Origin of the sequence: Streptomyces sp. LBL (assembly GCF_029893585.1) — a bacterium.
GTDB lineage: Bacteria > Actinomycetota > Actinomycetes > Streptomycetales > Streptomycetaceae > Streptomyces.
On the sequence record NZ_JARXYX010000004.1, the window covers coordinates 85,119 to 110,086 of the forward strand.

Below are 24,968 nucleotides of genomic sequence, written 5' to 3' on the forward strand. Positions count from 1 at the left end.
CAGTCCCGAAACGCGTTTGTTCTGTAACGGTGGGAGCCCGGACGCCGTCCGGGTACGGCCGCTGCGCCAGGATGTCCCGGATACCCAAGCATGTGGAGGGGAACCCAGGAATGAGTCACAACCAGCCGGGCCCGTACGGCGAACAGCCCCAGCAGCCTGGCCCGTACGGTCAGCAGCCGGGCCCCTACGGCCAGCCGCCGCAGGCTCCTCCCGCCCAGCCCGGCTACGGCTACCCGCAGCAGGCCCCTCCGGCCCAACCCGGCTACGGCTACCCGCAGCAAGCCCCGCAGGGCCTTCCGCCCCAGCAGCAGCCTTACGGGCAGCAGGCCCCCTACGGCCAGCAGCCGCCGTACGGCCAGGCTCCGTACGGGGCCCCGCAGCCGCCGGAGCCGGCCGGGGGCAAGAAGAAGACGGGCCTGATCATCGGGGCGGTCGCGGTGGTGGCCGCGATCGCGGTCGGTGCGTACTTCGTGATCGGCGGGGGCGGGGGCTCCGCCGGTTCGGCCATCGCCGACGACGGGGCACACAAGCTGACGACGCCGGCGACGATCATCGACGGGGAGTACAAGAAGAGCAACATGATGGAGGCCAGCGAGTTCTCCAAGCAGGACCTCAAGGACTTCGAGTCGTGGGGCGTGCAGAACGCCAAGGGCGCCAACGCGGGCTACATGGCGGGCACGGGCGACGCCATGAAGAACGTGATGTTCGCCGGCGTCTACGGCACCGTCGACGACCCGGAGAAGGTCGTCGACGCGATGTTCTCGAAGGTCAAGCAGGAGGCCGCGAAGGCTTCCGACTCCGGGGGCAAACTCCTGGGCAGCCCCGAGGAGTTCACGCCCGCCGGCTTTGAGAACGGCGTGATGAAGTGCCAGGCGGTCGAGTCCAGCCAGCAGGGTCAGAAGTTCACGATGCCGTTCTGCATCTGGGGCGACCACAGCACCGTCACCCATGTGACGTTGTACGACGCGGCCGCCGTGGTCTCCGGTAAGAACACCCTGCTGAAGGACGCGGCCGACCTGACCGCCAAGGTCCGTAAGGACGTGCGCGTGAAGGCGTGACGGCGCGGACGTCACTCCGGTGACGGCGCGGGCGTCACCGGAACGACGAGGGGCCCCGGTCCGTCGACCGGGGCCCCTTCCTGTCCGTCCTGTCGGCGGTCAGGCCGTCTTCTGCTCCCCCGGCCCCCGACCCCGCGAATCCCGCGGGATCAGCGTCGGGTTGACGTTGGAGAGGACCACGTCGGCGGTGATGACCACGCGGGCCACGTCCTTGCGGGACGGGACCTCGTACATGACGCCCTGGAGGACTTCCTCCATGATGGCGCGCAGGCCGCGGGCTCCGGTCTGGCGGAGGATCGCCTGGTCGGCGATGGCCTCCAGGGCCTCGCGCTCGAAGTCCAGCTCCACGCCGTCGAGTTCGAAGAGGCGCTCGTACTGCTTCACGAGCGCGTTGCGCGGCTCGACCAGGATCTGGAGGAGCGCCTCGCGGTCGAGGTTGTGGACGGAGGTGATGACGGGCAGCCGGCCGATGAACTCGGGGATCATGCCGAACTTGACCAGGTCCTCGGGCATGACGTCCTCGAACTGGTCCTTGGCCTCCAGCTCGCGCTTGGAGCGGATCGTCGCGCCGAAGCCGATGCCCTTCGCGCCGGCCCGGGACTCGATGAGCTTCTCCAGACCCGAGAAGGCGCCGCCCACGATGAACAGCACGTTCGTCGTGTCGATCTGGATGAACTCCTGGTGGGGGTGCTTACGGCCACCCTGCGGGGGGACCGAGGCCGTGGTGCCCTCCAGGATCTTCAGCAGGGCCTGCTGGACGCCCTCGCCCGACACATCGCGGGTGATCGACGGGTTCTCGCTCTTCCGCGCGACCTTGTCGATCTCGTCGATGTAGATGATCCCGGTCTCGGCCTTCTTGACGTCGTAGTCCGCCGCCTGGATCAGCTTGAGCAGGATGTTCTCGACGTCCTCGCCGACATAGCCGGCCTCCGTCAGCGCCGTCGCGTCGGCGATGGCGAACGGGACGTTGAGCATCCGGGCCAGCGTCTGCGCCAACAGGGTCTTGCCGGAGCCCGTGGGGCCCAGCAGGAGGATGTTGGACTTCGCCAACTCGATGGCGTCGTCACGGCCTTGGGCGCCGCCGTTCTCGCCGGCCTGGACCCGTTTGTAGTGGTTGTACACCGCGACGGAGAGGGCCTTCTTGGCCTGCTCCTGCCCGACCACATAGCCCTCGAGGAACTCGTAGATCTCGCGGGGCTTCGGGAGTTCCTCCCAGCGCACCTCGCTGGTCTCCGCGAGTTCTTCCTCGATGATCTCGTTGCAGAGATCGATGCACTCGTCGCAGATGTACACACCGGGCCCTGCGATGAGCTTCTTGACCTGCTTCTGGCTCTTGCCGCAGAACGAGCACTTGAGCAGATCGCCGCCGTCACCGATGCGTGCCACGGTGTGCTTCCCCTTCGCCTGGGAGACGCCTAGGTCCAGCGGCTCCTGGTGCTGCCTTATGTCCGACGGTACCTTGCCGAGCCCTCCGTTCGGGCCCCCCTTGGCGCGGTTCACTTTGACGTGCAACGTGTCAAACCATGCCAAGGGGCGGCAGACAATACAGCTTCCGTGTCAGAGCACGGACGCGTTGTTCATTTTCCGGGTGGAGATGATCTGGTCGATCAGACCGTACGCCAGCGCGTCCTCGGCCGTGAGGATCTTGTCGCGCTCGATGTCCTCGCGGATCTTCTCGATCGGCGTGGTGGAGTGCTTGGCCAGCATGTCTTCCAGCTGGGCGCGCATCCGGAGGATCTCGTTCGCCGCGATCTCCAGGTCGGAGACCTGGCCCCGGCCCGTCTCGCTGTAGGGCTGGTGGATCAGCACCCGGGCGTTCGGCAGCGCCATCCGCTTGCCGGGCGTACCGGCGGCCAGCAGGATGGCGGCGGCGGAGGCCGCCTGGCCCATGCAGACCGTCTGGACGTCCGGCTTCACGAACTGCATCGTGTCGTAGATCGCGGTCAGCGCGGTGAAGGAGCCGCCGGGGCTGTTGATGTAGACCGAGATGTCCCGGTCGGGGTCCATCGACTCCAGGCACAGCAGCTGTGCCATGACGTCGTTGGCGGAGGCGTCGTCGATCTGCACACCGAGGAAGATCACACGCTCTTCGAAGAGCTTCGCGTACGGGTCGTACTCGCGGACGCCCTGCGAGGTGCGCTCGACGAAGCGGGGGATCACGTAGCGGGACTCGGCTGCGGGGCCCGTGTACTCGGCGCGTGTGCGGTCGTACAGGCCGTTGCCGGGGAAGTCGTTCACTGTCTGTCTCCTAGGGGCTCAGGCGGTCGGCTGGGGGCTTGCTGGGGCCGTTGCCGGTCCCACGGGGTGGTCAGACCCCGGTGCCGCCGCCGCCCGGGATGCCGGCAGCCGTGCTGATGACGTCGTCGATGAGGCCGTACGCCTTGGCCTCCTCGGGGTCGAACCAGCGGTCCCGGTCCGAGTCACGGGTGACCTGCTCGACGCTCTGGCCCGTGTGCTGGGATGTGAGCTCGGCCATGCGCTTCTTGGTGTGCAGCAGCCGCTCGGCGTGGATCTTGATGTCCGACGCCGAACCCGCCAGACCGGCCGAGGGCTGGTGGATCAGGATCTCGGCATTCGGCAGCGCGAAGCGCTTGCCGGGGGTGCCCGCGCTGAGCAGGAACTGCCCCATGGAGGCGGCGAGGCCCATCGCGATCGTCATCACGTCGTTCTTGATGAACTGCATGGTGTCGTAGATCGCCATACCGGCCGTGATCGAACCGCCCGGGCTGTTGATGTAAAGGTTGATGTCCTTGTCGGGGTCGGCCGCGGCAAGGAGCAGCAACTGTGCGGTGATCTTGTTGGCAATGTCGTCGTCGACCGGCTGGCCGAGGAAGATGATCCGCTCGTTGAGCAGCCGGTTGTAGACCTGATCTCCGAGGCCACCACCGATGGAAGGCTCGCCGGCGGCTGAAGGCATCAGATTCGTCACGTATCCACCTGCTCGTCTTACGACGGCGTCGGGGCCGTCTCACGTTTCCCTGCGGGGCTGGAGCCGTTCGGGGACTCCACTGCCCTTCTGTTCATGGACCCTAACGCGCGGGTCCCTTCGGAGAATCCCGGGAAGGGTGGTGTTCGCCGGGGGCGTAGCGGCGTGCGGCTTTCGGTTCGCGGGCGGTCGCGGGTTGCGGGGCTACGGGTTGCGGGGGCTGCGGTTTGCCGGGGAGCCGGTCGCGCAGGTCCCCGTGCCCCTGGGTGGGCCCTCCTGCCGTACGACAGGAGGGCCCCGGGGTCATGCGACCCCGGGGCCCTCCCTACGACCTACCAGGCGCCGTGGGCTCAGCCCTCGGTCTTCTCCTCGGCCTTCTCCTCGGCCGGGGCCTCGGCGGAGTCGGTGGCGGCCTCGGCGGCCTCCGTCTCCTCCTCCTCGTCGTCCTCCAGGTCGATGATCTCGCCGTTGGTGTCCTTGACCGTGGCCTTCTCGACCACGACGGCCAGGGCCTTGCCGCGGGCGACCTCGCCGACCAGCAGCGGAACCTGACCGCCCTCGACGACCGCCTGGGCGAACTGGTCGGGGGACATGCCGGAGGAGGCCGCGCGCCGCATGAGGTGCTCGGTGAGCTCCTCCTGGCTGACGTTGAGCTTCTCCTGCTTGACGAGCTCGTCGAGGACGAACTGGGTCTTGATGCCCTTGACCGCGGCCTCGCGGGTCTCGGTCTCGAACTCCTCCTCGGTCTTGCCCTGGATCTCCAGGTACTTCTCGAGGTCGAGGCCCATCTGGCCGAGCTGGTGGTGCTCCAGGTTGTGCTTGCGGGTGTTGATCTCGTCCTCGAGAAGCTTCTCGGGGACGGGCACCTCGACGAGCTCCAGCAGCTTCTCCAGGACGCGCTCCTGGGCCTGCGTGGCCTGGTCGTACTGCTTCATGTTCTCAAGGCGCTTGCGGCTGTCCGCCCTGACCTCTTCGAGGGTGTCGAACTCGGAGGCGAGCTGCGCGAACTCGTCGTCCAGCTCGGGCAGTTCGCGGGCGGCGACCTGGGAGACCTTGACGGTGACCTCGGCCTCCTTGCCGGCCGCCGAACCGCCCTTGAGCTCGGAGGCGAAGGTGGCCTCGCCACCGGCCTCCAGGCCCTTCACGGCGTCGTCGATACCTTCCAGCAGCTCACCGGAGCCGATGGTGTAGGAGACGCCGCTCGCGACGCCGTCCTCCAGCACCTCTCCGTCGACCTTGGCCTCCAGGTCGAGGGTGACGACATCGCCGTCCTCGGCGGCCCGCTCGACCGGGGAGGTCGAGGCGAAGCGCTCACGGAGCTCGGTCACGGCCTTGTCGACGTCCTCGTCGCTGACCTCGATCGGGTCGACCTCGACCTCGATGCCGGAGTAGTCCGGGATCTCCACGGTCGGGCGGACGTCGACCTCAGCGGTGAAGTTCAGCGTCTCGCCGTCCTTCAGCTCGGTGATGTCGACCTCGGGCTGGCCCAGGACGTTGAGGTCGGCCTCGTTGACCGCCTCGGTGTAGAACTTCGGAAGCGCGTCGTTGACGGCCTCTTCCAGCACGGCGCCACGGCCGAACCGCTGGTCGATGACGCGGGCGGGGATCTTGCCCTTACGGAAGCCCTTCACCGTGACCTGCTGGTTGATCTTCTTGTACGCCGCGTCGAGGCTGTCCTTGAGCTCCTCGAAGGGCACCTCGACAGTGAGCCGAACCCGAGTCGGGTTCAGGGTCTCCACGGCGCTCTTCACGGTTCGGTCTCCTTGTGGCTGACTTCTTGGTTTCTGCCGAAGCCAGAACGGCTCCGACGGATTCGCCGCCCGGAGGACTTCGTTAAGGAGAGACACACGGGCGTGCAGCTTGCATAGTAACGGCAGCGGCGACACGGCCCCAAAGGCGATCACGGAACGCGATCACTCGAAGTGACCGCGCCCATGACCGTGACGGCCGGGGACGGCCGATCGATCGTCGGGGTGGCGGGATTTGAACCCACGGCCTTCCGCTCCCAAAGCGGACGCGCTACCAAGCTGCGCCACACCCCGTGCTGGTGCGAGACGTAGGGTACATGCCCGCGGGCAGCAAAGCCGCCGTATTAACAGGGTGTGCGACGAGGCGGGACGACCCGCTACGATGCTTCCTGTGCCGCGATCACGGATCGGGGCGCGCCCGTGCGGGCGTAGCTCAATGGTAGAGCACTAGTCTTCCAAACTAGCTACGCGGGTTCGATTCCCGTCGCCCGCTCCATACGACTCAGGGCCAGGTCAGAGGGTTGTTTCCTCCACCTGGCCCTGAGTGTTTGTTTCCGGGGGTCGTGTCGGCCCGAGCGTGTCCCCCGCGTGCCCCGGCAACGGCACGGATGTTCGGAATCCTCGGTACCCCGGCACGGTGTGGTTGTCCACAGCACGGCCGGCACTCGTCCCGCTCCGATCCGACGAGGCCTCCGGCCAGGTCGTGCGACAGCCGGACGGGCGACAACCTGACAGGCGATGTCGACTTCTCGGCGGTGGCCGGTGCGGGTGCGAATGCGGATACAGGAGGCCTCGCCTAGAACTGGATCGAGTTGAGGGTCTCCGCTATCGAGTTCAGGAACCGCTGGATGTCGTCGGCCATGCCGGTGGAGGCGAGGAAGAAGCCGAAGAGCACCGCCACCACGGCTGGGCCGGCCTTGATGGAGCCTCCTCGGATCAGCACCACCATGATGATCCCCAACAGAAGCACCACTGACAGCGAAATGGCCACAACTGATCACACCCTCGGTCGGTCCCTCTCCCGGCCCGGGGATGCAGCCCCGCGCACCCCCGCCAGAACCATCGTGCCACCAACACGGCCCGCATATGCGGGCCGTGACCCAACGTTGGCCATGACTGCCCGGGATCGCCACCCGGCCGCAGGCCCGGAACGCCTTCCACCGGAGCTTCCGTACAGCAATTCGACAGGGCACCCGGACAGGGCTTCGGCCCGACGGTTTCCGTGTCCACACACCGCGGGCGCGGCGTATTCGAGTTTCGGCCGCAGCAGGTACGGGCGACCTGTACGGCATGCCTAATTTGCACTGTTTAGCGGGGATGCATCCGGACACGTGCGTCAGGTACGTCACCTACGGCCACCTCTATAGCCACCTCCCGAGCCGCCTGGGGTGTGGCGGTCATCACGCGGGCGGCCAGGCCGACTTCGGGTGAACGCGGGGATGCGAAAACGTCAATCAGGAACGACTTCGCGGGTTTTACGAAAGCACATGGCCAGGGCTAGGGTGCCTCAGATGTTCCACGCCGCCTCGTCCCCCGCAAACGCAGCGAGGTCCCTGTGACGAATCCGCTGCGACCGCACGGCCAGAACCGAGCGCCACTCCCCCCGGCACAGTCGTCGGCGGACGGAGTGCCGAGTCCGCGCTCTCCGCGGAACCACCACGGCGAACAGGCCTCTTCCCGACCCTCGACCGGCGGCACCAGCGCCGGCACCCGGCCCGGCAAAGAGCGCGACGCGTTCTTCGACAACGCCAAGTACCTGGCGATCGTCCTGGTCGCCGTGGGCCACTCCTGGGAGCCCATCAAGGGCGACAGCCGGATCCTGGAGAGCCTGTACACGGTCGTGTACTCGTTCCACATGCCGGCGTTCATCATCATCTCCGGCTTCTTCTCCCGCAGTTTCGACCTGCGCGCCGACCGGCTCAAGCGCCTGCTCACCGGTGTGGTCGTGCCGTATGTCGTCTTCGAGACGGCCTACTCCCTCTTCAAGCGCTTCGTCGACCACGCGCCCGGCCAGGAGATCAGCCTGCTGGATCCCTGGTATCTGACCTGGTTCCTGTGTGCCCTGTTCATCTGGCGGCTGACCACGCCGATCTGGAAGCTCGTGCGCTGGCCGCTGCCGATCGCCCTCGGTGTCGCCATGCTGGCGTCCGTCAGCCCGGAGATCGGCGACGACCTCGACCTCCAGCGCGTGCTCCAGTTCCTGCCGTTCTTCGTGCTCGGCCTGTGCATGAAGCCCGAACACTTCCGGCTGGTGCGCCGCCGCTCGGTGCGGATCCTGTCGGTGCCCGTGTTCGCGGCCGCGCTGGCCGTCGGCTGGTGGGCCGTTCCCCGGATGAACACGGCGTGGTTCTACCACCGTGACGCCGCGCAGGAGTTGGCCGCGCCCTGGTGGTCCGGGCCGGTCATGGTCCTCGTACTGTTCGGCTGCTCGGTGCTGCTGACCGCCTGCTTCTTCGCCTGGGTGCCGGGCCGGACGATGTGGTTCACGGCCCTCGGCGCGGGCACCCTCTACGGCTATCTGCTGCACGGCTTCCTGATCAAGGCCGGCGAGTTCGGGAACTGGTTCGACCACGCCTGGCTGAAGCGTCCGCTCGGCGAGATCTTCGTGAGCGTCCTCGCGGCCGCCGTCGTGACCCTGTTGTGCACCCCGCCGGTGCGCCGGGTCTTCCGGTGCGTGATGGAACCGACGATGGAGTGGGCGTTCAAGCGGGACTCCGCCGACGTCACGCGCGGGCGTGGGAAGCGTGGGACGACCGAGCAGAGTGCACTTGAGCGCGAGAAGGTCAACGCCTAGTCTTCGGCCCTCGCCATCCGTCCTGGCCATCTGTGCTCGCCGCCCAGCCTCCTCTCCCGGCTCATCGGCCGGTCCATCGGCCTGACCGAGAAGCGCGCATCCGCGTGTACTTCTCGGTCAGTCGTATGTGGTGGGCTCGTCCAGGATCGGCAGAGGCAGAGGCAGAGGCAGAGGCAGAGGCAGAGGCAGAGGCAGAGGCAGAAGTGTCCGCGTCGGGGCGGGTGCCTCCTTCAGCCGTCGCGCCTCAGCCATCGCGCGTCAGCCGTCCCTCCTCAGCCGTCCCTCCTCAGCCGTCCCTCCTCAGGCGTCACGCCTCAGCTCTCGCCCTTCAGATGTCTCATCAGCCGCTCGAAGTCCTGCCAGCCCGACAGGTCCGACGGATCGCCCGGCAGCGGGTAGTACAGCGCGGGACGAGTCCGTGGGCCCAGTTCGCGCGGGGCTTCGGCGAGCGGGGTGCGGCGGGCCCGGTCGCCCGGCATGGTGCGGACCTCCTCGGCGCCCAGGACGAAGGCGTACGGCACGCCGGGGCCCTCGAAGCGGGGCGGGACGGACAGGTCACGGCGGGCCCGGCGGATCTGGACGAGCATGGACTGCAGGTCGTGCCGGGTGGCGAGGGCCTCCGCGGCGGCCTGGACGGCGTCCGTCGGGACCTGCTCCCCGGGGCCGTACCCGAAGGCCAGCGTCACGTCCTCCTCGACGCCGCCCTTGGTCCGGGTGATACGGACCGTCGCGAGTCCGGGGCGTTCCGGGGTGCCGACGACGACCAGCCAGGTCGGCGCCGGCGAGCGCTCGTACGCCACGTCGGTCAACTGGCGCAGGGACCAGGGGAGGTTGGCGGGTTCCTCGGTGCCCCAGCCGGACGGCGGCTCGCCGGTGATGTGCTGCCAGACGGCTTCCACGGCGCCGCCGAGGACGAGGCGGTCGTCGGCCGGGTGCACGGTGCGGAAGGAGATCGCCAGCTGGCGTTCGCCGGTGTCGCCCTGTTCGGCGAGGCCCTCCTGGAAGGTGGCGGCGACCGGGGTGCGCGGGTCCTCCCGGGTCGCGTCCGGGGGCACGACCGTGGCGAAGAAGCCGTTCTTCCACTCCAGGACGGCTCCGGACAGACCGTCGAAGTAGCCGTCCCGCTCGTCCTGCACCACCCAGCGCGAGGGCCAGCCCGGCAGGGCAGCCCGGACCGCCGGGGAGAGGCGGGTGCCTGCGGGGGTGACGATCTGGAGGCCGAGTTCGGCGTTCGCGGCGGCGCGGAACGCGTCGGAGAGCCAGGCGGTCATGGCGACCACCGGGCGGTCCTGGATGATGACGGCGACCTTGTCGGTGAGGACGTCCACGGCGGGCTGCGCGGCGGCCGGCACCGGTGCGACGCTCATGCCGTCCGTGTTCACCACGGCCAGCGACCAGGCGACGTCGGGCGGCCAGGCGGTGCCGCCCACCAGGGTGGCGAGCCGGGCGGCGAAGGTGCCGGCGAGCTGCTCGGCCTCCTTCACGCCGGTCGTGGCGCGGGCCTCGGTCCACCAGTACGGCACCTCGGGCGCGCTCGCCCCGAGCAGCCGTTCGGCCTCGCCCCTGACCTGCACCAGCAGGGGCGCCTCGACGGAGACCAGCGGGCGGCCCTGCTCGTCGCAGAGCTGCACCACCGCGCCCTCGCCCTCGGTGCCCACCAGTCGGTCCGGGCCGCCGGAGAGGAGCCCCGCGATCACGCTCAGGGGGTCGGGCATCTTCTTCGTGAGGGTGATGACGTCCTTCGTCATGGATTCACCTGGTCCCCGTGTAGACGGTCTGGATCAGCCGGTTCGACTGGCCCCTGCGGACCAGCACCCCGCGGCCGGGCGGCTGCGCGCTCGCGTACACACCGGGGAAGAGCTGGCCCTCACTGCGGTCGCCCGACATCACCAGCGCCGAGGAGCCGGACTCGCGCAGGCCCTGCAGCATCGGCTCGTACAGGCCCCGGGAGGCGCCCGCGACCCGGCGGGTGAGGATGAAGTGCAGGCCGATGTCGACGGCCGAGGGGATGTACGGCACGAAGGGCGCGAGCGGCGCCTGGCCCGCGGTGGTGAGGACGTCGTAGTCGTCGACGAGGATGACGATCCGCGGGCCGGAGAAGCTGCCCGGCTCCAGGTCCTCGCTGTCCGCGCTCTCGTCGGGCAGCCGCTTCTCCAGTTCGCCCGCGATGCCGGCGGCGAGGCCGGCGGCGAGCTTGGAGTTGTAGGCGTAGCCGCCCCGGTACTCCTCGGGGATGGCGCCGCGCAGACCGCGCCGCGGGTCGAAGACGCCGAAGACGAGCTCGTCGTCGCCGTAGCGCTCGATCAGGCCCTGCGCGATCACCTTGAGCAGGTTGGTCTTGCCGCACTCGCTGTCACCCATGATCATCAGGTGCTGGTCGTGCTGGAACAGGTCGAGCAGGACGGGCGCCAACTGGGTCTGGTCGAGGCCGATCGGGACGCGGCGCGGTTCGGCCGCCGGGCCGGGCAGCAGCTCCGGCTCCAGGACGTGCGGCAGTACCCGCACCGGCTGGGCGACCTCGCCGGTCCAGGTGGCGCGGAGCTGGCGGGCGGCGCGTTCCAGGACCGCGCCGAGGTCGGCGGTGTCGGCGAGGCCGTCGACGCGGGGCAGGGCGACCTGGGCGAAGAGCTTGCCGTCGGTGAGGATGCGGCCCTTCTCCTCCGGGGAGAGGGTCTCGCCGAGCTTGCGGTCGATGCTGGACTCGCTCGGGTCGTTCAGGCGCAGCTCGACCCGGGTGCCGAACTGCGACTGGGTGGCGATGCGCACGTCGTTCCAGCGGAGCATGCCGGCGACGACGTGGATGCCGTAGCCGCCGCCGCGTTTGAGGATGTCGACGACGGCGTCGTCGAGGTTCTCGAAGTCGTCGCGCAGGGCGCCGAAGCCGTCGATGAGCAGCACGATCTCGGTGGAGGCCAGCTCGGGCACCCGGCCCGCCGCGCGCAGGGTGCGCAGCTGCTCCAGCGAGTCGATGTTGTGGATGCGGAAGAGTTCCTCGCGCTGGTCGAGCATGGCGCGTACGGAGTCGATGGTGCGGGCGGCGCGTTCGCGGTCGGCGCGGCCGGCGACCCCGCCGACGTGCGGGAGGCCCGACAGGGCCTGCAGTCCGCCGCCGACCAGGTCGAGGCCGTAGACGCCGACCTCCTGCGGGGTGTGCGTCAGGGCCAGGGAGAGGGCCAGCGAGCGCAACAGGGTGGTCTTGCCGGACTGCGGGCCGCCGATGACCGCCGCGTGGCCGCCGGAGAGCGTGAGGTCCAGGTACCACTGGCCCTGCTGCTGCCTGGTCGGGTCGTCGATGATGCCCAGCGGCACCTGGAGCGGGCCTTTCCGCTTGGCGAGCTGCATGCCGCGCGCGCCCACCTCCACCGGCCCGGCGACCTTGTCGAGGGGGACGGCGGCGGGCAGCGGGGGCAGCCAGATCTGGCGTACCGGCCGGGCGCCCGCGTTCTCCAACTGGTCGATGAGGACGCCCAGTTGCGTGGGACCGGTCTCCCGGCGTCGCGTCTTCGGCTCCTCGGCGCCCGAACTCCCGTCCTGGCCGAGCGTGTTGTACGCCTCGTACGCCAGGGCCAGCGGCCCGGTGTCCTCGGCGTCGCGCTGCACGGGGCCGCTGTAGGCGCCCGAGACATAGCTGGCCTTGAACCGCTCGTAGTGGCTGGTGTCGACCTTGAGGTAGCCGAAGCCGGGCAGCGGGGGCAGGTGGAAGGCGTCCGTGGTGTCCAGGACCGTACGGGACTCGTCGGCGGAGAAGGTGCGCAGCCCGAGCCGGTACGACAGGTAGGTGTCCAGGCCCTTGAGCTTGCCGCCCTCGATGCGCTGACTGGACAGCAGCAGGTGGACGCCGATGGAGCGGCCGATGCGGCCGATGGACAGGAACAGGTCGATGAAGTCCGGCTTGGCGGTGAGGAGTTCACCGAACTCGTCGATCACCACGAACAGGTGCGGCAGCGGGTCCAGGTCGGGGCGCTTTTCGGCGCGCAGGGCGGCGTAGTGGCCGATGTCGGCGACGTTGCCCGCGCTCTTGAGGACCTGCTGGCGGCGCTTGACCTCGCCGGCCAGCGAGGCGTGCACCCGCTCGACCAGGCCGGCCTGGTTCTCCAGGTTGGTGATGACGCCGGCGACGTGCGGGAGGTCCGCGAAGGGGGCGAAGGTGGCGCCGCCCTTGTAGTCGACGAGGACCAGGGAGAGGTCCTCCGGGGCGTGGGTGGCGACCAGGGCGAGGACGAGGGTGCGCAGCAGCTCCGACTTGCCGGAGCCGGTGGCGCCCACGCACAGGCCGTGCGGGCCCATGCCGAGCTCGGAGGACTCCTTCAGGTCGAGCAGTACGGGCTCGTGGGAGTCGCTGATGCCGATGGGCACGCGCAGGAAGGCGCGTTCGCCGCGCGGCGCCCACATACGGTTCAGGTCGAGGTCGGCGACGTCGTCGATGCCGAGCAGTTCGGCGAAGTCGACGGGGCCGGTGAGCGGTGCGTCGACCATCGACTCGGCGGACAGCCGCATCGGGGCGAGCATCCGGGCGAGGCCCTCGGCGAAGGGGAGGCCGATCTCGTCGACGGTGCCGTGGGCGCTGATCGGCTCCGGCATGCGCAGGTCCTCGATGACGATCTGCTCGCCGTCGACGGTGATGCGCACGCCGACGCTGCCCGGCTCCTGGATCCGCTGGTCGAGGAGGTGCAGCACGGTGATGCTCATGTCCCGCAGGCCGACCGCGTCGTCGGGACGCGGCAGGTCCACGGCGTCCTGACCGTGCCCGTCGGCGACGACCAGCAGCCGGGAGGTCATGGCGAGGGCGTCCTTGCCGGACAGACCGCGGCGCACCTCGGCCGCGTAGGAGGCGCGGTGGCGCAGCTCGGGGCCGATCTGGCGGGCCAGTTGGGGCAGCGAGGGCGCGATGCGGCGGGCGGCGACGGGGCCGTCGAACTGTTCGCTGTCGAGCAGGTGGGGCAGCCACTTGGCCCACTCCCAGTCGACGATCCGGTCACCGGGCGCGGCCAGCGCCATGGCCACGTCGTCGGGGGCGTGGGTGGCGGCGGCCTGGACGAGGAGCGCGCGAACGACCCGGAGGGTGTCCTCGCGGCTGCCGATGACGGTGATGTTGCCGACCCGGTCGAGCGGGACGGTCAGCGGGAGTTCGGTGCCGTTGCCGAAGCGGGACACCAGCGCGGAGGCCTCGTTCAGCATGAACTGGTCGGGCGGGGTGAGCACCGAGGAGCTCTGCTGGCCCACCTTCAGGTCGCGCACCGGCATCTCTCCGGTGCCGACCCGCACCCGCAGGAAGTCGGCGTCCGTCCGGCGCCGCTCCCACAGCCGGGCGGGGTCGCGCACGATGTCGTACAGCGCGTCCGGCGGCGGGTTGAGCACGCCCGTGCTCTCGCGCCGCTCCCGCTCCTCCTTGGACAGTTCCTCGCGCGTGTCCTCCAGGTAGGAGAGGTAGGCCTCGCGCTGGGTGCGGCGGGTCCGCTGGGCCTTGCCGCGCTGGGAGAAGACCATGACGAGGGAGCCGGCGATGGTCACGACGAGGATGATCGCGCCCAGCCCCGCGAACTGGCTGTTGCGTACGACCGTCATCATCACGACGGACGACATCACACCGGCGACGGGCAGCAGCGAGGTCGCTATGGAACCCGTCTTGCCTTCGGGCAGGTTGGGCGGCGCCTCGATGGTGCGCGGCTCGGGGGAGGTCGGGGGCCGGGTGGTCCGGGCCGGCCGGTGGATCAGTCGGGTGCTCATCGTTGTTGTTGCCTTGTCCTCAGTGGTCCTCTGGATCCCTTCGTGCAGGGGTGGTTCAGCGGCTCTTCTGCGAGAGCTGGAAGACCTCCGCGGCCAGCCGGGTGGCCGCCTCCCGGGTGTCCCGCGCGAGCAGTTCGGTGCGGATGGCGCCGCCCGCCGCCAGGTGCCGGTCGTACGGCAGCACCCGTACGCTCGCCCCGGTCGTCTTCAGCTGCTCCGCGGCCTTGCCGAGGTCGACGCCGCTGTGCGGGACCGTTTCGGTGAGCACGACGACGGTCGTGGTGGTGATGTCCCGCGGCAGCCCGCGCATCCACTGCAGGACGGCGTGTGTGCTGGCGACGCCCTCCAGCGTCGCGGGCACGGTGAGGACGCGGGCCTGGGCGGCGGACAGCGCGGTGCGGGCGACCTCGGCGGGCATGGTCTCGCAGTCGACGACGGTCACCCCGAAGTAGCGGCGCATCGACACCATGACCCGCTCGTACGCCCGGGTGTCGAGCATCGCCCCGACCTGTCCCTGGCTGCCGGGCAAGAGCCAGGCGTTGTCGGGCAGTTTGACCAGGTAGCCGGTGATGTCGAGCAGCGTCATCTGCGGTTCGACGACGTCCGCGAGGTCGCCGGTGGTCCACCGCAGGGTCTCCGCGCCGAGCCTGATCGGCAGCGAACCGAGCGCGGGGTCGGCCTCCAGGGCGAGGACCGGGTCCTGACGGTAGTGCGCGTACGTGGTGGCGAGCAGGGCGGCGACGGTCGTCTTGCCGGAGCCGCCGCGGATGGACGTCACCGCGATCTGCCGGCCGGTGGTGACCGGCTGCTGCAGCACCTCGGCGGTCGCGGTGGTCTCGGCGACCTCGCGTGCGGCCGAGGAGGACACGGTCCGGCGTACGGCGCGCAGGGCGCGGGCGCTGAACGACTCCCCGCGCCGCGGTCCCCGCCCCGCGGAGGCGAGCTTCTTGTCGACGACCGGGCGGGAGTCAGGGGTGGCGCGGGGGGAGCGGGCGCGGGGCGCGGGTGCCTGGGGTTGGCGGGGCTGGGGTTGGCGGGGCTGGGCGGGTTGTTGTTGGGGATACGTCTGCTGGGGCTGGGGCTGGGCTTGCTGCGGCTGCTGGGCGTAGGCGGCGGCTTGGTCGCCGTAGGGCTGCTGCTGCGGGTAGCCGTAGGGCTGCTGGCCGTACGGCTGTTGCCCCTGGGCGGGGTACCCCTGCTGTGGGTAGCCGTACGGCTGCTGCGGCTGTGGCTGCTGCTGATGCGGCTCTTGTGGCTGTTGTGGCTGTTGTGGCTGCTGCGGCCGGCCGGGGTCGGCCTGCTGCGGGTAGCCGTAGGGCTGTTCGCCGTACGGCTGCTCCGGCCGGCCGGAGTCGGCCTGCTGCGGGTAGCCGTAGGCCGGGGCCTGGCCCTGCTGCTGAGGCTGGGCGCCCTGCTGCTGAGATCGAGGTCCCTGCTGCTCAGGCGGCTGTGGCTGCTGCTCCGGCTGCGCGCCTCCTTGTTGTTGAGGTTGCGGAGGTTGCGGAGGTTGCGGGATGCGCTGCTGGGCCGCGCCGCCTCTCAAGTCGCGCAGCACGTCGCTCTGCCAGTTGTCCCCGTTCGGCATGTCGCCCTTCTCTCCTGCTACGCCGCCGCCTCGTCGGCCCGCCCTGAGCGACGGCGCGGCGGCGTCTGGTCTTCGAAGCATCAGAAGCCTCTGAGGCTTCAGAAGCCTCAGAACTTGTCGAGCAGTTGCCCGTAGATGCCGAACGCCCCGATGGCGAGCGGGAACAGCCCGATCACGCCCAGGGACTCGATCAGGTCGGCGAACCGCCGCAGCCGTACCTGGACGTGCTCCGGCGGCTCCATCGCGAGGACCAGCAACGGCAGCAGTGCCGCCGCGGCGAGCAGGACGAGCGCACCGGCGCCTCCCGCGTGGTCCAGCCACAGCACCGCGAGCCGTACGACGAGCAGTGCCGCCGCCCCGAACAGCGCCACGACCTCTGCGACCAGCGGGAACGCCCGCGCCCGGGACAGCAGCACGACGGCGGTGAGGGAGGCGAGAGCCACCGTCCAGACGGTCGGCTCCTTCCCGGTGGTCAGCAGCCAGCCGCCGGCGGCGGCCGAGGCGGCGGTGACCAGGGTGGCGAGGGCGAGCCCGCGGTGGGTGGCGGCGAGGGCGTTGCCGACCTCGTGCCGGCTCACCGAGGTGCCCGAGGAACGCTTGTCGTCGAGCGCGGTGAGACCCGAGGCCATCAGAGCGAACCGCGGCAGCAGCCCGAGCAGGACGACGGAGACCACGGCCATCACGGCACCGATCCGGTCCGCCCGGTCCTGTGCGAGGGCGACGCCCTCCCACACGGCGGTCACCCCGACGATCGCTCCGGCCCCGATCAGCCCGCCCCGGCCGAGCGGCGAACAGTAGGCGAGCAGCACGAGGGTGACCACCAACGCGGCGGCGACGCCGGCCAGCCGGGCGGCCCCGGACCAGTCGTAGGCGTCGGCGGCGGTCCAGGCGGCCAGCAGGCCGAGCCCGCCGGAGGCCAGCAGCAGTGCGGTGGCCAGGCCCCGGTTGCCCTCGCCGATCTTCGCGATCGCCGCACCGACGACCAGGAACAGCGCGGTGACGAGCGCCAGCCCGGTGGCCACGGACTCCAGCGCGAACTCGCGCCGGGCCAGCAGGGCCGCGATCACGGCGAACACGACCGTGGCCACACCGGCGGCGGTACGGCGTACGGAGGGACGCCAGCGCCAGCCGCGCAGGTCGAGGTCGTCCGCGACCTGGTCGGTGACGTCGTGCACGACCGGAGCCGGCGGTGCGGCGTGGGCACGTACCAGGCGCAGCACGGCGCCGTCGGGAACCTCCGCCGACGACAGCGTGGCGTCGTGCGGCAACGCGGATCCGTCGGAGGTGATCAGCTGCCGGGTGGTCGGCCGGGACGCGGCCCGGTCGTCGAGCAACTGGAGTATGTCGGGGAGCAGCTGGCCGATCGGAGTGTCCGACGGCAACACGATGTCGGCGCGTCGCCGCTCACCGATCAGAGTGACCCTGCTGAGCTGGGTCCGGAACGAAGTCGCTGTGCTCACCACTCACCGGAACCTATCATCGCGTCGTTTCGGCCATTGTCGTTCGCCTGCATGAGCACGCTGGCCGTGCACACCCTGTTCACCGCTTCTCCGCGCCCTTGCCGCCGGCGCCGCTCGGGTCGGCGTCGGACGACGGGTCGTACAGCTGCTCCTGCTGTTGTTGCTGCTTCTCCTGATCGGCCTTCTGCTTCGCCAAGGTGGACTGGAGAAAGGACCAGCCGATACATCCGGCGCACAGTACGGCCGCGATCGCGATACCCGCGAACATCTTGCCGAACCGCTCGTCCGCCGTACGCCGGCCGCGCTGCGCGCCGAACAGCAGTGCGTCGCGCATCCGGCGCCGGCGCACCGCCACCGACTCCAGCAGCTGGCTGTCGTAGTCCCGTGACATTCAAGTCGTCCTGTGTAGGTGGGTGGGTGGGGAGGTTCCTGGGGCGGGCCCGGCCCGCAGAGCGTCAGTCGCCCGCAGCCAGGCCGAGCCGCTTCCGCATGGCGGCGTACTTCCGCCTGAGCCGCCGGGCGGTGTGCTCGTCGAGTACGGCGAGACGGCCCGGGTCGGCGTTGTGCGCGAGGTCGGACGCCTTCACCAGGCGGGCGCCGGGAACGGCCAGAATCCGTTCGGCGTACGCCTCCTGCTCCTCGTCCGACCGCTTGGTCATGGCCCGTACGACGTCCTTGGTGTCCTGCGGCAGCGCGGCGGTTTCCAGCCATTCCTCGCTGAGCACACCGTCCTCCAGGGCGTCGTGCAGCCAGGCCGCCGCGACCAGCTCATCGCCCCCGCCACGGGCGCGTACGCCCTCGGCGACGGCCGACAGGTGCTCGGCGTAAGGCCGTCCGGCCTTGTCCGTCTGCCCGGCGTGCGCGGCACGGGCGACGGCCTCGACCTCGCTCAGACTCATCTCCGCCCCGGTCCCGGGCGGCCTCTCCTGCGGCATGCGGATCCCCCCTGGCGTCGCTTCCGCAACATAAGACATGAACGCGCCACGCGTACAGCCGGAATACGGGAGTGTTCGGGAGCCTCTCACGGCTTTTCACACCCCTCCCGTCAATCCCGTCACGATCATGAAGACCACCCACAGCACGGGAACGAGCGCGACGTACGCGCGCGGCCGCCGGCGGATGGGCACGCCCGGGTCGTAGCGCGGGCCGAGCATCCCCGGCCCCGGGGCCGGGAGCTGCCTCACCCTGCGCACGGCGAGAAGGTTCCGGACCAGCGTCAACGGGGCGAAGACGAACAAGGAGAAGGGACTCCACCAGCCCACGCAGAGCGTGTGCGTCGTCAGCGTCCGGTACACGGCCAGCCCGCAGGTGAAGCACATCGGCCCGTCCATCCTCTTGAACCCCATGAAAATGACGAGGCCGCGGTGGGCGCGGAAGGTGACCTCGGCCGCGGGGGAACCTCCGCAGAACCTGCACATGGGCGAGGCGGGGTGGAGGGCTTCCAACTGAGCGATGACGGCACGGGAAGGGTTGACGTCGGCGGAGGGCTGCTCGGCGGGAGGATCGGCGTCGACCGCGGGATGGTGGGCGGACGGATCTGCTTCGGGCGCGGGATGGTGGGCGGACGGATCTGCGTACCAGGCACGGAGCGAGGTGGCTATGGCGTCCAGGAGCCCGTTCTCCACGGCCTGGGCGATCTCCCCGTCGCTCTTCCGCTCCGCGCTCACGACCGCGGTGGCGGCGCGTACGGCGTCGGCGGGCCGCAACCCTCCTTCCGGTGGAGCTTGGGGCAACGGACTGTGCATCCAACGGTGTTCGGGATTCACGGCGCCGACGTCCCACAGGGCGCGAACAGCACGCTTGAGCGGCTCGCTGTAGAGAGGGAACGCAACGTGGATGGCGCCGCTCGGCGACTTCTGACCCCCGCCCCACTTCACGTCCCGGTCCTCGTCGGTGAGCGCGTCGAAGGCGTCGGCGAGTTCCTGCCACGCCTGCGCGTCGTCACGGTCGAGCTGGGCGAGCAGGCGTCGGTCGTCGGCCGGGGTGACGACACGGGAGACATCCTCGAGCGCGGAGACACCGGGGGCCTCGGTGACGGCCCCGGCTCCGGGTTCGCGGCTGAGGAGGTTGAGGACGCCGAGGGGGGTGAGGCCCCGTGCGTGGGCCTCACGGACCTTCGTGTACCACTCCAGCCCCGCCTCGTAGGCACCGGGACTGCTGGCCTTCCGATGCATCCACTCGACCTCGATGGCATCGCCCCAGGCGTATCCGACGACTTCGCCGTCGGGGGCGGTGACGGTGACGTAGTGCACGGGGTTGGTCATGACGCTCAGGCCTTGGGGGCCGTTACCTCCGCAGATACTCGGTTCAGGCGCGGGCTCACCTGAATGTCAGTCGCGCTGGGCGAGGGCCCTGACCGCGGCGGAGTTCGGGGCCCCTTTCTCTGAGCGCGACAAGCGTCGGAGCCTCAGCTTGGGAGCCCGGAACGACATGGCTCCTCTCGCTGTCATTCGCACCTTGCACGAGCTCCGCGAGCAGTGCCGTCGGGGCGAGCCCCCGAGCCTTGCCGTCACGCAGAGCCCGCACCCATGAGGCACCGGCGTTGACGGCGTTGGGCGAAAGCCCCGGCGGCACCACGAAGCCGGCCGCACCGTCCTTGTCGTTCGCCCACACGTAGCCGATGACGGTGCCGGTCAGGTCGGCAACGCTGACGTGGGTGACCGGCCCATCGGTATGACGGCTGTACCTCGCCGGACCCGCCACCTGCTTGAACTGCCAGTCTTCCTCGAAGCGCGAGGTGAATGGTCGTTCGCCCATCACTTAGTCACCTTTGGCGAGAGCCTCGACCGCGGCGGCGTTTGCGGCGTCGGTGAGGGAGCCGGGAAGGGGGCGGCCCTTGCCGGCAGTCTCCAGGGCGCCGTACAACTCGGCGAGGGCCTGGGACGGCTGAAGGCCCCGCTTCTTGGCATCGCGCAGCCGACGGATCCAGAAGCCGCCTTCGTTCGCCGCACGGGGGCCACCAGCCTGCCGCGGTTCATACGCAGCGGCGTCCTCGCCACCGGCCCAGAGGTACCCGAGGACCGAGCCGTTCTCCTTGTCGACGACGGTGAAGTACCGCACCGGATTCTCGGTCCAGTCCTGATAGCGCGCCGGACCGCCCGGCTGCTCCCTGAACATCACGTCTTCTTCGAAGCGCGAGGGTTTCGGGTTCTCACTGCTCATTAGTCCACGTTCCTTGAGTCGTCTGCCCGGTCCGGGGGCACGGCTACGGCTACGGCTTCGGCTTCGGCATGACCTCGCCGTAGACCTGCCACTTCCCGGCCGCGTCCTGGAAAACGCGCGTCACCTTATACCCCGTACCACGAGCGAGCAGCAGCTCCCGCTCCCCCTTGTTCGCGGAGATGTGGTCGATCCAGAGAGCAGGTGTGCCCTTGGGCACCCGCAGGTGCAGGTGCACGGGCTGGAACGCGAAGGCCGGGTCCTTGCCGAGCGACGTGGAGGTGTATCCGGGGTCGTCGAAGAAGTTACCTTCCATTTCGAGTGGCGATCGCAGCTTGAGGTAGCTGACGTCGGTGCCTCGGACGATCATGACGTTCTCGGGCACGGGGTGGGAGCCCATGACCCGGTCCATGTTGTCGACGACGTGCTGCATGCCGTCGCTCAGCTTCACACCTTCCCGAAGCGGGTCGTTGATCTGCGTGTAGTAGTGGTCGCTGTACGTGTGCAGCGCGTTATGAGCCTCGGGGTCGAGGTTGTCGAGGAAGTCGTTCCAGTTCGCGTCGCCGTACGCCTTCCCCGCGTCGTTACTGGCGCTGGGCCCGAGGTTCGTGCCGTCCGCCAGCTCGGCCTGGGCCACCGCGTGCTTCTCCGCATCGGTGGCCAGGCTGTCGAAGTCGTCCGCCGACATGTGCGGCTTGTATTCGAACGGCTCCCCGGCCCCATGCCCCGGAACATCCGCGCCCTGGTGCCCAGGAGCGGCAGGAGTATCGGTGCCGTGGGCAGCGGCATCCCCGGTGTCCGCGTGGTCGCCGACGTGCGCGGCATCATCCGTGTGACCGACAGCGTCGTCACCGTGGCCCGCACCGTGCGAGGCGTCGTCGGTGTGACCGCCTCCCGGGAGGTCGTGCCCGGTGCCGTGGGGCGTGTCCGGGGTGCCGTGGCCACCCGTGCCGGGGACGTCATGGCCACCGGCGTGCGGCGTGGTGGTCGGGATCTCGTGTGCGGGGGCTGCCGCGCCCTGGTGGTACCACGGAGTCGCGGGACCCGGGTGTCCGATACCGCCGGGAACGTCGTGACCGCCCGTGTGCGGCGGCGACGTCGGAGTGTCATGCGGCGTGGTGGTCGGCGTCTGGTCGTACGCCGACGGCGAGGGCACCTGGTCATACGCGGACGGCGACGGCGCGTGGTCGAACGGGGACCCCGACGGCGCATGCCCGTACGGGGAGCCCGACGGCGTCTGCGCGTACGGGTTCGTGACCGGCGCCTGGTCATACGCGGACGGCGACTGTACGTGATCGTATGGGGAACCCGACGGCGCATGCCCGTACGGGGACCCAGACGGCGCATGTCCGTACGAACTCGGCGACGGCGCATGGTCGTACGCGCCCGACGACGGTGTCGAGTCGAAGGCACCACCCGGCGTGTGACCTGCGGCCGTGACCGGAGTGTGCGCGGGTGCGTTGTAGTGGCCGGCGCCGGGAGGCGCGTTGTAGTGGCCGGCGTTGTCGACCGTGTGTGCGGCCCCGTCGGCGCCCGCGTGGCTCGCGGCGTACGACGAGGTGGGGGCGCCCTGGGTCGTCCAGTGGGCCGGAAGGGTCGGCGTCGTCCCGTGGGGGACCGTCGGGGTGTTGGCCTCGTAGTGCACCGGCGTCGTGTCGATGGAGCCGTTGGGCGAGATGAGGTTGCCGTTCGGGTCCATCAGGCGTCCGTCGGGCAGAGTGACGGCTCCGTCCGGAAGGGTGGGGATGTCGATGTTGCCGACGCCCTTCAGCCCCTTCGCGATGTCGCCGATCTTCGACAGACCCGCACCCGCGCCCTTGGCGATGTAGGTCATCGGGTCGATGACCTTCCCGGCCTTGCCCGCAACCGACAGCACCTTCGCCACCGCACCGGCCTTGCCCGCACCCGACACACCGGCTCCGGCACCACCCGTGAACACGGTCGTCAGGACGTTGAAGGTGACCGCACCAGCGGCACGACCGGGGTTCTTGCCCCACTCGTCCCACGCCACCAGCGCCTTACCCGTCTCCTTCATCGCGGTACGCGAATCACGGATCCAGGACGGGAGCTTGTCGTCAGGCACCAACCAGAACGCCGTACCGACACCCGGAATCGACGCGAGAGCCAGACCGGTCGCCAACTGCGCCAGCCCCTTCCACGCCTGACCCATCGCGTCCCAGCCACCGAAACCGACCAGCGTGCCCAGACCCTTGATCGTCCCCCAGATACCGTCCACGATCAGGCCGTCCCACACGAACGACTTCACCCAGTGGCCGACCTCGTACCAGTGATGCTTCTCCTCCACCGGGTCACCCCAGGGAAGCTTCGCGTTCTTCAGATCGTCCGCGTTGAACCCGTACTGGTCCTTACGGTCCGAGCCGTCCCCCGCGACCATCTGCGTGCCGCCCCACAACGCGGTGATCTTGTTGTGGCAGGTCCGCTCCGCCGCCCAGAACGCCGCCACCGTCGCCGTGATGTCGTCGCGGATCTGGTTGTGCTCGTCGACCTTGTCCTCGTCGTACTCCCAGTCGTCATCGTCCTTCACCGACGAGACGAACGTGGTCGCCTTGGTCTTCAGCTCCTTCAACTTCGTGACAAGAGGCTGAACCTCGGTGGCATACGACGACAACGCACCCGAGACGGTCTCGAGATCGGTGGCGAAGTCATCCGCCCGCTCCTTGACCGGCTTGGTCGTCGCGAAGAGTTGCTCCGCCTCCGGGGCGGTGTAGTACGCCGACAACCCCTGGAACTGGGAGTGGACGTCACCGCCCGTACTCCGGACATGCGTCGCGTCCTTCTTCAGGTCCGCGTAATCCGTCTCCAGCTGCGGCAAGCTGCCCGTGAACTGAGGAATCTTCTCCGGCTGAATCACGACTTGCCCACCCCCGGCATATCCAGCTTCGGCTCGGCCAACGCCTTGCGCTGCGCCTCCGCCGCCATCTCCTGGTCACCGTTCAGGTAGGCGGTCGTCGCGTCCACCGCACCCTGCAACGACTTCCCCGCCCGCGCCGCCACGTACTGCAGATCCTTCGACGCCCGCTCCGCATACTGCGACAACGCCAGCGCGACGAGACCACCCGCCGCCTTCTCCCCGCCCTCGCCACCACCACCCTCGGCAGTGATCGTGCCCGCGCTGGTCGCCGCCGACGTCAGGTGCTTCCCGAACGCCTTCGCGTACTTCTCCAGATCCGACGCCGTATCACCGGTCGTCTTCAGGACATGCGAAATACCCTGCGGCTTCAAATCCCAGCCCGACACCGAAAACCCCCGTTTCCCTAAACTTCCGTGAACGCGAACCCGAACCCGAAACCGGACGCGAACCCGGCCTCGGACCCGTCCGTCAGCCGATGTTGTTGACCGCGGCCTTCGCCCGCTGGATCGTCGACTGCGCCGTACCGTCGTTCTTCTCCAGCGTCGACTTCAGCAGACCGATGATGCTCTTCACCTCGTTCGAGGCGTTCGTCCACCGCTGTTCCTTGCCGTGGTACTCGTCCGCCACGCCATCCGCCGTGAAGTCCGCCATCGCCGTCTTCACCTGACGGTCACGGTTCGCGATCACCTCTTCCAGACGACCGATCACCACCTGGATGTTCGACTGCGCATCCGCCGACGCGTTGATGTCGTACGACCGACGATCAGAACCCGAACCCGCCATCACACACCACTCCCCGAGAAGCCACACAAAAGGAAACAACCAGACAGACAGAAGGAAGGAAGGAAACCGGCAAACCGGGAGCGAAGCCTCAACAGCCCGGAACGCCCCGGCCACGCACGCGACTCAGCGGAAACGAGCCCCGTCGAAGTTGGCGGCACCCATCTGCTGCTTCGCGTTGTCGCCCTGCTCCTGGTCACCCGAGCTGAACGCCGAGTCCATCCCGGACTGACCGCCCAGGATCGCCGCCAGCGACGAGTTCAGGTCGGAGGTGATCCGGTCCGCCCGACCCTTGAACTGGTCGAACATCGCCCGACCCGAACCGTTGAACTTGCCCTCCAGCGGCGTCGCCGCCTGCACCAACTGCCGGATCAGCGAGCCGAGATCATCACTCGACCCCCGCGAATCACGCTGCAGCTGCGACAGCGTCTGCGCACCCATGTCGAACTTCATTACGCCTCCCCCGTACCGTCTGCTGCGGCGACCACTTCCCGGCCCACCGCAGAAGTTACTTCCAGCCATCTGTATCAAGCCGACAGCCGCCTGCGCAATCAGGGCCCCCAGCACCTGCACAAGCTCCACAACTCGGCAGGGGTCCCGTTAACCGGAGAGGTGAGCGAAGTCACCCCTCGGCCGCGCCATGTCACCATCGACCACCTCCGCTCACTCACTCCCTCGATGCGGTGCGGGGGCGGCCGGCGACGTGGAGGGTGCGGGTGGCCCGCACGCGCAAGTCGTTCCGACGCAGCACGCCGTGCGGGCCATGGTCGGCCGTCAGAGCAGCCAGCGCCTAGAGGTCCGCTCGAAGAGCATCCGCTGGGGCGGCCGAAGTCAGGCAGCAGCTGCCTGAACTGCCCGT

General features: G+C 69.5%; 20 protein-coding genes and 2 tRNA genes. 3 read left to right on the top strand and 19 right to left on the bottom strand.

The annotated features are described in order from the left end of the window. Positions 1–110: 110 nt before the first annotated feature. Positions 111–1,058, top strand: a complete 948-nt coding sequence (locus tag M2271_RS05835) for a hypothetical protein (protein ID WP_280886017.1) — start codon at positions 111–113, stop codon at positions 1,056–1,058. 99 nt (positions 1,059–1,157) lie between these two features. Here the strand turns inward: M2271_RS05835 and clpX are convergent, their stop codons facing one another. From clpX to M2271_RS05860, 5 genes are all read right to left on the bottom strand, one after another. After that, positions 1,158–2,444, bottom strand: a complete 1,287-nt coding sequence (gene clpX / locus M2271_RS05840; RefSeq protein ID WP_030928598.1) for an ATP-dependent Clp protease ATP-binding subunit ClpX — start codon at positions 2,442–2,444, stop codon at positions 1,158–1,160. A gap of 171 nt (positions 2,445–2,615) precedes the next feature. Then, entirely contained in the window at positions 2,616–3,296 is a 681-nt protein-coding gene (locus M2271_RS05845; RefSeq protein ID WP_280886018.1) for an ATP-dependent Clp protease proteolytic subunit, read from the bottom strand. A gap of 70 nt (positions 3,297–3,366) precedes the next feature. Continuing rightward, the gene (locus M2271_RS05850; protein WP_280886232.1) at positions 3,367–3,975 is read right to left on the bottom strand and encodes an ATP-dependent Clp protease proteolytic subunit; all 609 of its coding nucleotides are present in this window, start codon (positions 3,973–3,975) and stop codon (positions 3,367–3,369) included. 359 nt (positions 3,976–4,334) lie between these two features. Beyond that, positions 4,335–5,735 (bottom strand): trigger factor, encoded by a 1,401-nt coding sequence (gene tig, locus M2271_RS05855; protein ID WP_280886019.1) that lies wholly within the window; start codon positions 5,733–5,735, stop codon positions 4,335–4,337. 217 nt (positions 5,736–5,952) lie between these two features. Beyond that, a tRNA-Pro gene (locus M2271_RS05860) sits at positions 5,953–6,026 on the bottom strand. A gap of 128 nt (positions 6,027–6,154) precedes the next feature. Between M2271_RS05860 and M2271_RS05865 the strand changes: the two genes are divergently transcribed. Further along, positions 6,155–6,228, top strand: a tRNA-Gly gene (locus M2271_RS05865). A gap of 300 nt (positions 6,229–6,528) precedes the next feature. On the opposite strand, the gene M2271_RS05870 is transcribed toward M2271_RS05865, so the two are convergent. Continuing rightward, a complete protein-coding gene (locus M2271_RS05870; protein WP_280886020.1) occupies positions 6,529–6,723 on the bottom strand; it encodes a hypothetical protein in 195 nt (64 codons plus the stop codon). A 564-nt stretch (positions 6,724–7,287) separates the two neighbouring features. Between M2271_RS05870 and M2271_RS05875 the strand changes: the two genes are divergently transcribed. Continuing rightward, positions 7,288–8,526: an acyltransferase family protein gene (locus M2271_RS05875; RefSeq protein ID WP_280886021.1), complete on the top strand. Its 1,239-nt coding sequence runs from the start codon at positions 7,288–7,290 to the stop codon at positions 8,524–8,526. A gap of 314 nt (positions 8,527–8,840) precedes the next feature. On the opposite strand, the gene M2271_RS05880 is transcribed toward M2271_RS05875, so the two are convergent. The 13 genes from M2271_RS05880 to M2271_RS05940 all read right to left on the bottom strand — a co-directional run bounded on the left by M2271_RS05880 (position 8,841) and on the right by M2271_RS05940 (position 24,562). Continuing rightward, entirely contained in the window at positions 8,841–10,274 is a 1,434-nt protein-coding gene (locus tag M2271_RS05880; protein WP_280886022.1) for a DUF6177 family protein, read from the bottom strand. Between the two features lie 4 nt (positions 10,275–10,278). Then, a complete protein-coding gene (eccCa, locus tag M2271_RS05885; protein WP_280886023.1) occupies positions 10,279–14,253 on the bottom strand; it encodes a type VII secretion protein EccCa in 3,975 nt (1,324 codons plus the stop codon). A 55-nt stretch (positions 14,254–14,308) separates the two neighbouring features. Next, positions 14,309–15,838, bottom strand: a complete 1,530-nt coding sequence (locus tag M2271_RS05890; protein WP_280886024.1) for a hypothetical protein — start codon at positions 15,836–15,838, stop codon at positions 14,309–14,311. 107 nt (positions 15,839–15,945) lie between these two features. Continuing rightward, entirely contained in the window at positions 15,946–17,301 is a 1,356-nt protein-coding gene (eccD, locus tag M2271_RS05895) for a type VII secretion integral membrane protein EccD (RefSeq protein WP_280886025.1), read from the bottom strand. A 76-nt stretch (positions 17,302–17,377) separates the two neighbouring features. Then, positions 17,378–17,689, bottom strand: coding sequence for a hypothetical protein (locus M2271_RS05900; protein ID WP_280886026.1), 312 nt, complete (start codon positions 17,687–17,689; stop codon positions 17,378–17,380). Between the two features lie 64 nt (positions 17,690–17,753). Next, on the bottom strand, positions 17,754–18,233 hold the full coding sequence (locus M2271_RS05905; protein ID WP_280886027.1) for an HD domain-containing protein: 480 nt from the start codon (positions 18,231–18,233) through the stop codon (positions 17,754–17,756). Between the two features lie 96 nt (positions 18,234–18,329). Continuing rightward, positions 18,330–19,562, bottom strand: a complete 1,233-nt coding sequence (locus tag M2271_RS05910; RefSeq protein ID WP_280886028.1) for a DUF6508 domain-containing protein — start codon at positions 19,560–19,562, stop codon at positions 18,330–18,332. Positions 19,563–19,617: 55 nt separating this feature from the next. Further along, complete coding sequence (locus tag M2271_RS05915) at positions 19,618–20,055, bottom strand: hypothetical protein (protein WP_280886029.1); 438 nt, start codon at positions 20,053–20,055, stop codon at positions 19,618–19,620. A 3-nt stretch (positions 20,056–20,058) separates the two neighbouring features. After that, positions 20,059–20,460: a hypothetical protein gene (locus M2271_RS05920; RefSeq protein WP_280886030.1), complete on the bottom strand. Its 402-nt coding sequence runs from the start codon at positions 20,458–20,460 to the stop codon at positions 20,059–20,061. Positions 20,461–20,509: 49 nt separating this feature from the next. Continuing rightward, positions 20,510–23,329, bottom strand: a complete 2,820-nt coding sequence (locus tag M2271_RS05925) for an ADP-ribosyltransferase (RefSeq protein ID WP_280886031.1) — start codon at positions 23,327–23,329, stop codon at positions 20,510–20,512. After that, entirely contained in the window at positions 23,326–23,715 is a 390-nt protein-coding gene (locus M2271_RS05930) for a DUF6507 family protein (protein WP_280886032.1), read from the bottom strand. The genes M2271_RS05925 and M2271_RS05930 overlap by 4 nt, the downstream gene beginning before the upstream one ends. An 82-nt stretch (positions 23,716–23,797) precedes the next feature. Next, positions 23,798–24,112, bottom strand: coding sequence for a pore-forming ESAT-6 family protein (locus M2271_RS05935; protein WP_280886039.1), 315 nt, complete (start codon positions 24,110–24,112; stop codon positions 23,798–23,800). A 123-nt stretch (positions 24,113–24,235) separates the two neighbouring features. Beyond that, positions 24,236–24,562 carry a hypothetical protein gene (locus M2271_RS05940; protein WP_280886033.1) on the bottom strand — a complete coding sequence of 109 codons (327 nt, stop codon included), beginning with the start codon at positions 24,560–24,562 and terminating at the stop codon, positions 24,236–24,238. Positions 24,563–24,968 lie beyond the last annotated feature (406 nt).